Consider the following 12,914-nt stretch of genomic DNA (forward strand, 5'->3'; position numbering starts at 1 on the left):
GCGGAGCGGGCGGCCGGGGTGCGCGGGGTGAACGCGTGGGCGTTCGCCGAGCAGCCGCTGCCGGACGCGAGCGGCGCCGGGCAATGGGTGTGCACACGGGCCGAGACCTGGCGCGGTGACGGCACGGCCGCGCTGGCCCAGTTCCGTACGCCGGGCGGCCGGGCCGGGGCGGTGGTGGCCAAGGGCACCGACACCACGGCGTGCGGGCCGCGCGATCCGCACGTGCTGGCCGGGGTGCTGTGGAAGTCCAGCGGCGGCCACTGGTATCTGCTGGCGGCGGGCAGCCGGGGCGTGACCTCGATCCGGTCCTCGGGCGGGGTGACCGCGTCCGGGCAGGGCCAGTTGCTGGTGGCGAAGGCGGAGCGGGGCGCCCAGGCGCAGTTGGCGGGCACGCTGGAGGGCGGCCGGAAGATCAGCGGGCTGCACTGACCGGACGCTGCTGACAGTTTGCCCAACAAGGCCGCGCACGGGGGTTCTCAGGCGCGGTACCCGTCAGTACATTGACGCCATGTCTAACAAGCAGGCCCGGCCGGTGCAGGCCGAGCGCATCCCGCTGAAGGCGCGCAAGGTGTCCTTCGCCTGGGAGGACACCCCGCTGCACTGGGTGCCGGGCGACCCCTTCACCACGCACACCATCAATGTGCTGCATCTGCTGCTGCCCGCCGGTGAGCGGTGGTTCGTCCATGTCTACAAGCAGGCGCTGCCGCTGATCCGGGACGACCGACTGCGGGAAGACGTGATCGGGTTCATCGGCCAGGAGGCGATGCACTCCCGGGCCCATGACGAGGTGCTGCCGCATCTGCGCGAGCAGGGGCTCGACCCGACGCCGTACACCGCGCAGGTCGACTGGTTCTTCGAGAAGCTGCTCGGGGACCGCACCCTGCCGCCGGGCCGGGCGCGCCGCTGGTGGCTGCTGGAGCGGATCGCGCTGATCGCGGCGATCGAGCACTACACCGCGTTCCTCGGCGACTGGGTGCTGAACGCGGCCGAGCTGGACCGGCGGGGCGCCGATCCGACCATGCTGGACCTGCTGCGCTGGCACGGCGCGGAGGAGGTCGAGCACCGCTCGGTCGCCTTCGACCTCTTCGTGCACGTGGACGGCGACTACCGGCGCCGGGTGCGGACCTGGGCACTGGCCTTCGCGGCGCTGATGTTCCTGTGGCAGCGCGGGGCCCGCTTCTTCATGGAGCACGACCCGACGCTGGTGGACGGCAAGGCGTCGTTCCGCGCGTTCTACCGGAGCGGCCGCCGGGGGACGCTGCCCGCGACGGGCGCGCTGCTGAAGTCGATCCCGCGCTATCTCAGCCGGGCCTACCACCCGTCCCGGGAGGGCTCGACCGCGCAGGCGGTGGCCTACCTGGCCTCGTCCCCGGCGGCGCTGGCCGCGGAGAAGGCGGAGCACGATGCCTGAGCAGACCACCCGGTCCGTCGCCGCCGCCGCGCTCCTGGTGGGCGCCGGTCTGCTGGCCCGGCGGGCGCTGCGCCGCCGGGTCAGCCGATCGCCGCTGTGGCCGATGCCGACGCTGGACCCCCCGGTCTCCGGGCACCCCCGCACGCGGGCGCTGCGGCTGCTGCTGACCGGGCACGAGCGCATCGCGGACGGCGTGGTGCGGCTCCGCCTGGAGGGCGGCGACCTGCCCGCCTGGGAGCCGGGCGCGCATCTGGACCTGGTGCTGCCCTCGGGGCGGGTGCGCCAGTACTCGCTGTGCGGGGACCCCGCCGACTCCTCGGCGTACGAGGTGGCCGCACGGCTGGCCGAGGACGGCCGGGGCGGCTCGCGGGAGGTGCACGAGCAGCTCACCGAGGGGATGGAGCTGGAGGTGCGCGGCCCGCGCAACCGGTTCCCGCTGGTGGCGGCGCCCGCGTACGTCTTCGTGGCCGGCGGCATCGGGATCACCCCGGTCCTGCCGATGCTGCGGGCCCTGTCGGAGGACGTGGACGTGCGACTGCTGTACTGCGGGCGTACGCGGGCCTCGATGCCGTTCCTGAAGGAGGCGGTGGCGCTGGCCGGGGACGGGTGCACGGTGGTGGCGGAGGACGAGGACGGCCGCCCCGACCTCACCGCGCTGCTGACCGGGCTGCCCGAGGGCGCTGTCGTGTACTGCTGTGGCCCGGATGGACTGATGGCGGCGGTGGAGGCGGCGCTGCCCGAGGGGAACGCGCTGCACCTGGAGCGGTTCGCCCCGCGTACGGCGGGCGGCGCCGACACCGCGTTCGAGGTGGAACTGCGGCGCAGCGGGCGGACGTTGACCGTCCCGGCCGACTCGACCGTGCTGGCGGCGGTGCGCCGGGAGCTGCCGGACACCCTCTACTCCTGCGAGCAGGGTTTCTGCGGGACCTGCCAACAGCGGGTGCTGGAGGGTGAGGTCGACCACCGGGACGAGCTGCTGACCGACGGGGAGCGCGACGACTCGATGCTGATCTGCGTCTCCCGCGCCCGGGGTGAGCGGCTGGTGCTGGACATGTGAGCACGGGCCGGGCGGAACCGTATCGTCCAAGTGTCGTTGCCGGTCGGTAAGGTTGAACCCATGGGTACCGGGGTTCGCCGCAGGATGGGCGTCGAGGAGCGGCGGCAACAGTTGATCAAGGTCGCGCTCGACCTGTTCAGCCGGCGCTCGCCCGACGAGGTCTCGATCGACGAGATAGCGTCCGCCGCGGGCATCTCCCGCCCGCTGGTCTACCACTACTTCCCCGGCAAGATGAGCCTGTACGAAGCCGCGCTGACGCGGGCGGCGGAGGATCTGGCGGGCCGCTTCGAGGAGCCGCACGAGGGCCCGCTCGGCGCCCGGCTGCTCCGCGTGATGGGCCGCTTCTTCGACTTCGTGGACGAGCACGGGCCGGGCTTCTCCGCCCTGATGCGGGGCGGCCCGGCGGTCGGCTCCTCGGCCACCAACGCCCTCATCGACTCCGTGCGCCAGGCGTCCTACGAGCAGATCCTGTCCCACCTGGGGATCACCGAGGCGCCCGCCCGGCTGGAGCTGGTGGTGCGCTCATGGATCTCGCTGGTGGAGTCGACGGCGCTGATCTGGCTGGAGGGCCGCCGGGTGCCGCGTGAGGAGCTGGAACGCCAGCTCGTGCACGACTTCGCCGCCCTGGCCGCGGTCAGCGCTGCCAACGACCCCGAAATGGCCTCCGTAGTGCGCACGTTCGCACAGAACGAGCCGGGCGACGGTCCCTTCGCGGAACTCGCCGCCCGGCTGATCTCCCTGGCGTCCTGACCCGTTACCGGGTGAACACCGCCACGGTCCGCGCCGGGACCGTGAAGGTGCCCGAACCGGCGGCGTACGAGGCGGACTTGACCACGTCGTCCGAGCCGGCCGCCTGGACGGGGTGCAGGCGGTAGTCCGTGCCCGCGAGGGCGCTGATCCGCTGCTCCTGCCGCTCGGGCGTGGCGTTGAAGACCACGACCAGGCCGCCCAGGCGCATGGTGATCACGCCGGGGGTCTCGTCCTTGCCGGAGAGCGGGAAGGAGAGCCGGTCCTGCACCTGGGCGGTGGTGGCGAGGGAGAAGGCGTCCTCACCGGTGCGGATGCGCAGCAGGTCGCGGTAGGCGGCCGAGGCGCCGGTGATCTGCGGGCAGCCGACCTCGACCGTGCTCAGCAGGGGCTTGGCGTACTGCCACTTGGACTCGTTGTCGGCCGCCGGAGGCAGCCCGCGCCCGAAGCCGTTGCCGTCGGCGCAGTTCCAGTGGATGGCGTTGAACCAGTCCCCGCTGTCGAAGGAGTTGCGGTCCAGCGACTTGGAGCGCAGCAGGTCGGTGCCCGCCTGGGAGAGGGCAGGACCCTGGGAGAGCGCGGCCGTGGCCATCGCCAGCACCTGCATCCGGGCCCGGTCGGACGCGCTCGTCCCGGCGGGCAGCTTGAAGGCGAGCGCGTCGAACAGCGACTCGTTGTCGTGGGCGTCGGCGTAGGCGAGGGCGTCGCCGGGGGCGGCCGCGTATCCGGCGGGCGAGCCGTTGTAGTCGACCCCGGCGCCGGTGACCTCCTTGCCGTCGTTGTCGGTGAACCGGTATCCGGCGAGGTTGCCGGTCAGGCCGACCTTGATCAGGTCCTGGTAGTGCAGCAGCCGGGCCTTCTGCTCGGCCTCGGTGCCGTTGGCGGCCGAGGAGTTGGGGTCGGTGAGCAGGCCGGAGGCGAAGCCCTGGACGCCGGGGTCCGTGTCGAAGGGTCCGCCGCCGCGCACGGCGTCACGGGCCCGGTCGGAGAAGGTGGCGATGCCGGTGCCGGCCATGTTCTTCTGCGTGGCCTGGACGAACCGGGCGTCGTCGGCGACCTCGCCGAAGTTCCAGCCCTCGCCGTACAGGATGATCTTCTTGCCGTCGACGCCGTCCTTGGCGACGGTCAGCGCGTCCAGCGCCTTGCGGACGGCGAGGATGTTGGCCTTGGGGTGGTGGCCCATGAGGTCGAAGCGGAAGCCGTCGACCTTGTACTCCTTGGCCCAGGTGACGATCGAGTCCACCACGAGCTTGCCCATCATGGCGTTCTCGGTCGCGGTGTTGGCGCAGCAGGTGGAGTTGGCCACGCTGCCGTCCGCGAGGAGCCGCTGGTAGTAGCCGGGCACGATCCGGTCGAGCACCGAGGTGTCCGCCTGGCCGGCGGCCGGCGTGTGGTTGTAGACCACGTCCATGACGACCCGCAGCCCGTCCTGGTTGAGCGCCTGCACCATCTTCCGGAACTGCACGGTACGCGCGCTGCCGTCGGGGTCGGTGGCGTACGAGCCCTCGGGGACCGTGTAGTGGAACGGGTCGTACCCCCAGTTGTAGGCGTCCTTCGCGGCGGTCTTCGCCACGCACTCCTGCTGCTTGGCGGAGTCGGCCGGGAAGGAGGCCAGGTCGCAGTCCGGGGTGGCCTGGTCGGCCTTCTTCTCGGGGATGGTGGCGATGTCGAAGGCGGGCAGCAGGTGCACGTAGGAGGTGCCGGCCCCGGCCAGCTCCCGCAGGTGCTTCGAGCCGTCGCTGTCCTTGTCGGTGAAGGCCAGGTAGGTGCCCCGGTCCCCCGCCGGGACGGTATTGTCGGCCACCGAGAAGTCCCGGATGTGCAGCTCCTGGATCTGCGCGTCCCTCAGCGGCACCGCCTTGGGCTTGGTGAGCCCGGCCCAGCCCGCGGGGGCCAGGGAGCGGTCGGCGAGGTCGACGACGAGGCTGCGCTTCGAGTCGGCGGTCAGGGCGGCCGAGTAGGGGTCGGTGACCGAGTTGGTGACGAGCTTGCCGACGCTGGGCGCCCACACCTTGACCACGTACCGGTAGGGCTTGCCCTTCCAGGAGGCGGGGCCGGTGACGGACCAGACGCCGGTGGTGTCGTCGCGGCGCATGGGCTTCAGGGAGCCGCCCAGCTCCAGCGAGACGTTCTGGGCCGTGGGCGCCCACACCGAGAGGGTGGGCCTGCCGGAGTGGAAGACCGGGCCGAGGCCGCTCTTCGTGGCGCTCGCGTACACGTCGTCCAGCACCCCGGCGATCTGCACACCGGTCGCGGCGAGCACCGCGCCGCTGGCCGCGCGCTGGGAGGCGACGAGCTGGCCGGTGAGGGCCTCGCGCACCCGGTCGCGGTCGCGGGGGTCGACGGTCCAGGCGGTGTAGTCCTTCAGGTGCGGGAACCTGGCCTTCTGGGCGTCGGTGAGCGTGCCCTTCGCAAGCCGCAGCCAGCGCTCGTCGTCGCTGGTCAGCATGGCGTCCTTGACGGCGATCGAGCCGTCGTGGGAGTAGAGGAGCTGAGTGGAGGCAGCCCCCTCGGCGCCGTTCCACGCGAGGGTGTCCCGGTCGATCCAGACCGCCTTGGCGGTGGTCAGGTCGAGCGCGGCCGCGCTGCCCTTCGGCTGCGGGAGCAGGTACTTCTCCTGGCCGCTCAACAGCCACACCTCGTGGCCGTCGGCCTTGAGGTCGAGCGACTGGTCGGTGGGCAGGTCCTTCTCGTCGCCCTTGTGGAGGATGTAGCTGAGACTGGTGGCACCCTCGGTGAGCGGTACCTCGTAGACCGCGCCATAGGCGTCAGTCTTCACCGGCATGAGGGGCTTCGACCAGTCGGTGGGGTTCGCGGCCCCGGTCCAGGTGTGCAGGCCCCAGCCGTCGTAGTCGCCGTCGGCGCGGTGGTAGTGGAGTACGGCCTTGCCCTGGTCCTGGGCGGGGTGGTCAGGGCGCTCGGTCAGCACCTCGGGCTTGCCCTGCTCCAGCCAGACCTCACCCGTCTTCGTGACGTCGATGCTCCGGTCGGCGGAGACGTCCTTGTCGCCGTTCTTGTCGATGACCAGGAAGCCGACGTCGGAGGCGCCCGGCTTGAGCTTGACGTAGGCGAAGGCGCCGTAGGCGTCGCGGCCGGTGAAGGGGTGGCTGGCCGGCCACTCGGTGGCCTCGCCGTCCGCGAGGTCGCCCCAGGCGTACAGGCCCCAGTTCGCGTAGTCGCCGTCGGCCCGCTTGTAGTGCACCACCGCGTAGTCGCGGGAGGCGGCGGCGGGCGGCTCGGGGACGGGCGCGGTGCCGGTGGCCGAGGAGGCCAGGGCGCTCGCGGTGCGGCCGGCGGAGTCGATCACCACGGCCTTGTACCGCAGCGCGGTCCCGGCGGGGACGTCCTTGCCGATGGCCTGGGTGACCTTGTACGGCGCGTGGTCCGCCGAACCCAGCGTCTTCCAGGGCCCGTTGCCGACCTGCGCGGCGAAGACGACCCGGTTCAGCCCGCCGCCGCTCACGTCGGCGCCGACCTCCACCGTGCCGGTGGCTCCGGCGGCCGGGGCGGTCAGGGTGAGGGTGGGCCGGGTGGCGGGGGCGGCGGGGCGCCCGGTGGCCCGGTAGACCACGGCGGTCCCGGCCGGGACGGTCAGGGTGAGCCTGCGCCCGGCGTCGGTGCGTACGGTGCGCTCGGTGCCGTAGATCCCCCGGTACGCCATGCCCGCCGAGCCGGTGGTGAAGGTGGCGCGCCTGGCCTCGCCCGCGTTGTTGAGGGCGACGACGTACTCCGCGCCGGTGCGGGCGTCGGTGCGGGTGAAGGCGTAGACACCGGCGCCGTCGGCCGCGTAGCGCTCGGTCTGCACGCCGTCGGTGAGGGCCGGGTTGGCCTTGCGGAGCCCAGCGAGGGCCGCGATGTCCCGGTACAGCGGGGCCTTGGTGTCGTAGGCGTCGCGGGCGTGGGTGCGGGCGGTGCCGATCTCGTCGTCGTCCAGGTAGTCGGCGACCTTGGAGGCGAACATGGTCTGGCGGGCGTCCTTGTCGCCGCCGGAGCCGGTGAAGCCCTGCTCGTCGCCGTAGTAGACGACCGGGTTGCCCCGGCTGAGGAACATGAGCTGGTTGGCGAGGCGGTCCTTGCGCAGGATCTCGGCGTCGGACGCCTTCGGGTCGTCCTGCTTCAGGAAGGAGCCGATGCGGCCCATGTCGTGGTTGCCGAGGAAGGTCACCTGCTCGTAGGCGTTGGCCTTGTCGGTCGTGTACTTGTAGTCGTCCCCGAAGACCCCGGCGAGCTTCTTGGCGCTGCCGCCCTGGGAGGCGTAGGCGCGGGCGGCGTCCTGGAAGGGGAAGTCGAGGGTGGCGTCCAGCCGCCCCCGGGTGACGTACGGGGAGGTCACCGAGGTGTCGGCGGAGTAGACCTCGCCGAACATGAAGAAGTTCTTCCGCCCGCGCCCGGCCGCGTACTTGTCCAGCGCGGTGGCCCACTGGGTCCAGAAGTCCATGTTCACGTGCTTGACGGTGTCGATGCGGAAGCCGTCGACGGCGAAGTCCCGCACCCAGCGCTGGTAGATCTTCTCCATGCCGCTGACCACCTCGGGACGCTCGGTCCACAGGTCGTCCAGGCCGGAGAAGTCGCCGTACTCGGCGGACTCGCCCGCGAAGGTGGAGTCGCCCCGGTTGTGGTACATCGCCGGGTCGTTGAGCCAGGCCGGGACCTTGCTCCGGCTGCGCACGGCCGGGGTACGGGGGAAGGACGAGGCGTCCACGGCCGGGAACTTCTTCCGGCCGTCGGCGTAGTCGGCGTCGTCGAAGGGGCGGCCGTCCTTGGTCAGGTACGGGAAGGCGCCCTTGGAGAGGTAGTCGTAGGACTTCTCCCGGTAGTCGACGAGGTCGGCGGTGTGGTTGGTGATGACGTCGAAGAAGACCTTCATGCCCTTGGCGTGCGCCTTGGCGATCAGGCCCTTCAGGTCGGCGTTGGTGCCGAAGTGGGGATCGACCTGGGTGAAGTCGGTGATCCAGTAACCGTGGTAGCCGGCCGACGCGTCGGCTCCGGTGCCCTGCACGGGGCGGTTCTTGAAGATCGGGGCGAGCCAGATGGCGGTCGTGCCGAGGCCCTTGATGTAGTCGAGGCGCTGGGTGAGGCCCTTGAGGTCGCCGCCCTGGTAGAAGCCCTTGTCGGTGGGGTCGTAGCCGGTGCTCAGCCGGGAACCGGTCAGCCCGCCGCGGTCGTTGGAGCGGTCGCCGTTGGCGAAACGATCCGGCATGACGAAGTAGAACTGCTCCCGCGTGTCGTCGTGCCGAGCGGGCTCGGCGGCGAGGCGGGCGTCGGAGGGCGGTGCGGGCGGGCTGTCCGCGTGGGCGGACAGGGGCGTCACCAGGGTGGCGGCGAGGGCCGCGGCGACGACGGCCGCCGCCCGGCGCCGGTAGGGGGTGCGGCGCGTCCCGCGCGCCGGCCAGATCGGTCTCACGGCACAAACTCCTTGCGCTCACGGCTCGTTCGAGTCCGGCCAGAGGCACGGCTTCGCTGCCGGACGCGGCGTGACCGTACCGCCGTCGAAAGCCTTGCAGCAAGACTTGTGAAACATGAAGAAAGAAATTTCAGCGATGAACGAGGGACGAACCGCCCGTATACGACGGACGGTTCGTCGGGAGGCGCCTCGGAGGGGGCTTCAGCAGCTCGACTTGCCCGCGTACAGCGCGAGCGCGGTGTTGGCGCCGAGGGTCGCGGTGAACTGGCCACTGGAGTTCACCGACACCGTGGTGTTGTTCTGCACGTTGCAGTAGGTGCCCGCCGCCAGCGAGGTCTGGTAGGTGCGGGAGAGCGAGGAGGACTCGTGGTTGATGGCCACGAACCCCTTGTTCCCGCGCCCGAAGGCGATGGCGTCGTTGCCGTTGTCCCACCAGTTGGCGACGGCCTGGCCGCGGGTGGCGTTGCGGAAGGCGACCATGGACTTGATCTCCGGCCAGGCGTGCTGGCACTTCCAGCCGTCCTGCCAGCAGGCGTTGACCTTGCCCCCGTTGGGCGGCCCGGCGTCCGCGTCGGACCACTCGTAGCCGGAGTTGATGTCCGGTGCGCCGTAGGGGTAGGCCAGCATGAAGACGTTGGCCAGCGTGTAGTTGGCGCCGTCCTTGTAGTTGAGGGTGCTGCCGTTGCGCTCGGTGTCGTGGTTGTCGACGAAGACCCCGGCGACCGAGCTGCTCATGTACCCCCAGCCCTCACCGTAGTTCTTCAGATAGGCGAGGTTCTCGTTGTTGAACACCCGCTTGAGGTCGTAGGCGTAGCGGAACTCCTGGACGTCGCCGTTGCCGGTGTACTCGGTGGGTTGGACGGCCTCGCCCGCGCCGTAGATGACCTCCTGCTTCCAGTACACGGACGGGTTGGTCAGCCGGGACTTGATGTTGGCCAGGTCCGCCGTGTCGATGTGCTTGGCCGCGTCGATGCGGAAGCCGTCGACACCGAGCGAGAGCAGGTCGTTCATGTATCCGGCGATGGCCTTGCGGACGTAGTCCTCGCCGGTGTCCAGGTCGGCCAGCCCCACCAGTTCGCAGTGCTGGACGTTGTAGCGGTCCTGGTAGTTGCTGACCTGCGCGGTGCAGTCGTCGAAGTCGGGCGAGGAGTACAGGCCCGGGTAGTTGTACTTGCTGTACGACGAGCCGCCGGTGCCGGTGCCGCTGCCCGCGGACATGTGGTTGACCACCGTGTCGGTGACGACCTTCACGCCGGCCGAGTGACACGTGTCGACCATGCTCTTGAAGGCCGCCCGGTCACCGAGCCGACCGGCGATTCGGTACGAGACGGGCTGGTACGAGGTCCACCACTGCGAGCCCTGTATGTGCTCGGCGGGCGGGGAGACCTGCACGTAGCCGTAGCCGGCCGGGCCGAGCGTGCTGGTGCACTCACGGGCGACCGAGGCGAAGTTCCACTCGAAGAGGACGGCGGTGACGTCCTTGGTGCCGGGCGGGGACGCCTGCGCGGTAGTCGGGTACATGCCAATCGAGGCCGCTGCCGCGAGGGCGAGCGCCACGGTGAGGGTTCTGCGTGCCATGTGGGGGTTCCTTCGTCGTTGAAGGCTGTTGCCGCAGGACTGGATGCCCTTGCTGAAATGTTTCAGCAAACTTGCGGTGACGCAGATGTTAAAGGCCCGCTGCCTGAAAAGGCAGCGGGCCGTGGGAAGTTGATGCAAGAACTTTCAGGGAGGGGCTGTCAGCCCGTGGTCCACCAGACCGTGGTGTCCGCCGGGACCTCCGCCCCGGCGGCACGCTCGGCGATCTCTCCGCTGGCGAGCAGCACCCGTCCGTACGACGGGACGGTGACCGGCGCGCCGGTGGTGTTGGCGACACAGGTGAACTCCCCGCGCCGGAAGGCCAGTACGCCCACGGGTGCGGGCAGCCACTCGACGCCTGTGCCCGCGCCGAGCGCGGGCTGTTCGCGCCGGGCGGCCAGCGCGGCCCGGTACAGCTCCAGCGTCGAACCGGCCACGCCGGTCTGCGCCTCCACGCTCAGCTCGCCCCAGCCCGCCGGCTGCGGCAGCCAGCTGCCCCCGCCGCCGAAACCGTACGAGGAGCCCTCGCGGGTCCAGGGGATCGGCACCCGGCAGCCGTCGCGGAAGCCGTCCTGGCCCGCGCCCCGGAAGTAGGCGGGGTCCTGGCGCACCTCGTCGGGCAGGTCGACCACGTCGGGCAGGCCGAGTTCCTCGCCCTGGTAGAGGTAGGCGGAGCCGGGCAGCGCCAGCATCAGCAGGGTGGCGGCACGGGCCCGGCGCAGACCGAGGGCGCGGTCCCCGGCGGTGCGGATCTGGGTGCCGAGGCCGGGCGGGTTGGCGAAGCGGGTGGCGTGCCGGGTGACGTCATGGTTGGAGAGCACCCAGGTGGCCGGGGCGTCGACCGGGCGCATCGCGGCGAGCGTGCGGTCGATGACCTCGCGCAACTGCTCTGCGTCCCAGTCGGTACCGAGGTACTGGAAGTTGAACGCCTGGTGCAGCTCGTCGGGGCGGACGTAGTTGGCGGTCCGCTCGATGGTCGGCGTCCACGCCTCGGCGACGAAGATCCTCTCGCCCGCGTACTCGTCCAGCACGGTCCGCCACTGCCGGTAGACCTCGTGGACGCCCTCCTGGTCGAAGAACGGCATCACGTCGTTGCCCAGCAGCTTGAGCTGGTCGTGCGCGCCGAGGTCGGGCAGGCCGTCGGCCTTCACCAGGCCGTGCGCCACGTCGATGCGGAAGCCGTCGACGCCCATGTCCAGCCAGAACCGCAGGATGGACCGGAACTCGTCGCCCACCGCCGGGTGGTTCCAGTTGAAGTCGGGCTGCTCGGGCGCGAAGAGGTGCAGGTACCACTCCCCCGGCGTGCCGTCGGGCTCGGTGACCCGTGTCCAGGCCGGACCGCCGAAGATGGACTCCCAGTCGTTGGGCGGGAGTTCGCCGTCCATGCCCTTGCCGGGGCGGAAGTGGTACCGCTCGCGCAGCGGCGAGCCGGGGCCCTCGGCGAGCGCCCGCTTGAACCACTCGTGCTGGTCGGAGGAGTGGTTGGGGACCAGGTCCACGATGATGCGCAGGGACAGCTCGTGGGCCTCGCGGATCAGCGCGTCGGCGTCCAGCAGGTTGCCGAACATCGGGTCGACGGCACGGTAGTCGGCCACGTCGTACCCGGCGTCCGCCTGCGGGGAGGCGTAGAACGGGCTGAGCCAGACGGCGTCCACGCCGAGGTCGCGCAGGTAGGGCAGTCTGGCCCGCACTCCGGCCAGGTCGCCCATGCCGTCGCCGTTGGAGTCGGCGAAGCTGCGCGGATAGACCTGGTAGATCACCGCGCCGCGCCACCAGTCGCGGTGCTGGGCGGCGGGGGCGACGGCGGTGTCGTCGGCCGGGGCTGCGAGATGCTGCTGGCTCATGGCGTCCTTGGTGCGTGACGAGGTTCGGTTCGTTTCGGGCGTGGGTGCGGCGGGGCGTCAGCCCTTGGTGCCGCCCGCGGTGAGGCCGGTGACGAGGTTCTTCTGCACGAGGTAGAAGAACACGGACACCGGTATCGCTATCAGCACCGCGGTGGCGGCCATGTAGTTCCACTGCGCGTCGTGCTCGCTGACGAAGGTCTGCAGGCCGACCGCGAAGGTGTACTTGGAGTCGTCCAGCAGGAAGGTCGTGGCGAACGCGACCTCGCCGACCGCCGTGATGAAGTTGTAGAAGGCGGCGACGGCCAGGCCCGGCCGGGCCAGCGGCAGGATCAGCCGGAAGAAGGTGCCGAACGGGGTGAGCCCGTCCACCCGGCCCGCCTCGTCGATCTCGAAGGGGATGGTGTCGAAGTACCCCTTGAGCAGCCACGCGCTGTACGGCACGGCGGTGGAGCAGTTGATGAGGATCAGCGCCCAGTAGGTGTCGATCAGGCCCAGCTCGCCGAAGATCTCGTACATCGGCACGATCAGGATGGCGATGGGGAACGCCTGGGTGAGCAGCAGGACCCACATCAGCGGCTTGTAGCCGGGGAAGCGCATCCGGGAGACGGCGTAGCCGGTGGTGGCGGCGACGAAGACGCCGATGAAGGTGGTGCCGAGCGCCACGATCATCGTCGACTTGAACCAGTCGAAGAAGCCGGTGTGCTGGAGCACGAAGGCGTAGTTGGCGAAGCCCGCCCGGCCGAAGATGCGGCCCGGGTGCAGGTAGTCGTCCTTCTCCGGGCCGAGGGACAGGAAGAACAGCCAGGCCACCGGGACCAGCGCGATCAGGCTCGCCAGGACCAGGCCGCCGTGCAGCAGGACGGTGCCCAGCGGGCC

At 70.9% G+C, this 12,914-nt stretch carries 7 protein-coding genes and 1 pseudogene; 4 read left to right on the plus strand and 4 right to left on the minus strand.

The features are described from left to right. From GT030_RS16390 to GT030_RS16405, 4 genes and pseudogenes are all read left to right on the plus strand, one after another. Positions 1-429 (plus strand): annotated as a pseudogene (locus tag GT030_RS16390) (hypothetical protein); the annotation flags it as partial. Between the two features lie 79 nt (positions 430-508). Continuing rightward, positions 509-1,411: a metal-dependent hydrolase gene (locus tag GT030_RS16395; protein WP_161201732.1), complete on the plus strand. Its 903-nt coding sequence runs from the start codon at positions 509-511 to the stop codon at positions 1,409-1,411. Beyond that, on the plus strand, positions 1,404-2,468 hold the full coding sequence (locus tag GT030_RS16400; protein WP_161201733.1) for a PDR/VanB family oxidoreductase: 1,065 nt from the start codon (positions 1,404-1,406) through the stop codon (positions 2,466-2,468). The genes GT030_RS16395 and GT030_RS16400 overlap by 8 nt, the downstream gene beginning before the upstream one ends. Positions 2,469-2,528: 60 nt before the next feature. After that, positions 2,529-3,218 (plus strand): TetR/AcrR family transcriptional regulator, encoded by a 690-nt coding sequence (locus GT030_RS16405; RefSeq protein ID WP_202460166.1) that lies wholly within the window; start codon positions 2,529-2,531, stop codon positions 3,216-3,218. A 4-nt stretch (positions 3,219-3,222) separates the two neighbouring features. On the opposite strand, the gene pulA is transcribed toward GT030_RS16405, so the two are convergent. From pulA to GT030_RS16425, 4 genes are all read right to left on the minus strand, one after another. Beyond that, positions 3,223-8,619: a pullulanase-type alpha-1,6-glucosidase gene (gene pulA / locus GT030_RS16410; protein ID WP_161201734.1), complete on the minus strand. Its 5,397-nt coding sequence runs from the start codon at positions 8,617-8,619 to the stop codon at positions 3,223-3,225. A 201-nt stretch (positions 8,620-8,820) separates the two neighbouring features. Further along, positions 8,821-10,197, minus strand: a complete 1,377-nt coding sequence (locus tag GT030_RS16415; protein ID WP_161201735.1) for an alpha-amylase family protein — start codon at positions 10,195-10,197, stop codon at positions 8,821-8,823. Positions 10,198-10,355: 158 nt separating this feature from the next. Beyond that, positions 10,356-12,038: a glycoside hydrolase family 13 protein gene (locus GT030_RS16420; RefSeq protein WP_161201736.1), complete on the minus strand. Its 1,683-nt coding sequence runs from the start codon at positions 12,036-12,038 to the stop codon at positions 10,356-10,358. Positions 12,039-12,095: 57 nt separating this feature from the next. Then, positions 12,096-12,908 carry an ABC transporter permease subunit gene (locus tag GT030_RS16425; RefSeq protein WP_161201738.1) on the minus strand — a complete coding sequence of 271 codons (813 nt, stop codon included), beginning with the start codon at positions 12,906-12,908 and terminating at the stop codon, positions 12,096-12,098. Between the last annotated feature and the right edge of the window lie 6 nt (positions 12,909-12,914).

Origin of the sequence: Streptomyces sp. SID1328, from assembly GCF_009865595.1 — a bacterium.
GTDB classification, from domain to species: Bacteria; Actinomycetota; Actinomycetes; order Streptomycetales; family Streptomycetaceae; genus Streptomyces; species Streptomyces griseoluteus.

What these genes read in the sequence shown, in the direction of transcription:
- GT030_RS16395 (WP_161201732.1), top strand. Translation starts at nt 509, where the DNA reads ATGTCTAACAAGCAGGCCCGGCCGGTGCAGGCCGAGCGCATCCCGCTG.
- GT030_RS16400 (WP_161201733.1), top strand. Translation starts at nt 1,404, where the DNA reads ATGCCTGAGCAGACCACCCGGTCCGTCGCCGCCGCCGCGCTCCTGGTG.
- GT030_RS16405 (WP_202460166.1), top strand. Translation starts at nt 2,529, where the DNA reads ATGGGTACCGGGGTTCGCCGCAGGATGGGCGTCGAGGAGCGGCGGCAA.
- GT030_RS16415 (WP_161201735.1), bottom strand. Translation starts at nt 10,197, where the DNA reads ATGGCACGCAGAACCCTCACCGTGGCGCTCGCCCTCGCGGCAGCGGCC.
- GT030_RS16420 (WP_161201736.1), bottom strand. Translation starts at nt 12,038, where the DNA reads ATGAGCCAGCAGCATCTCGCAGCCCCGGCCGACGACACCGCCGTCGCC.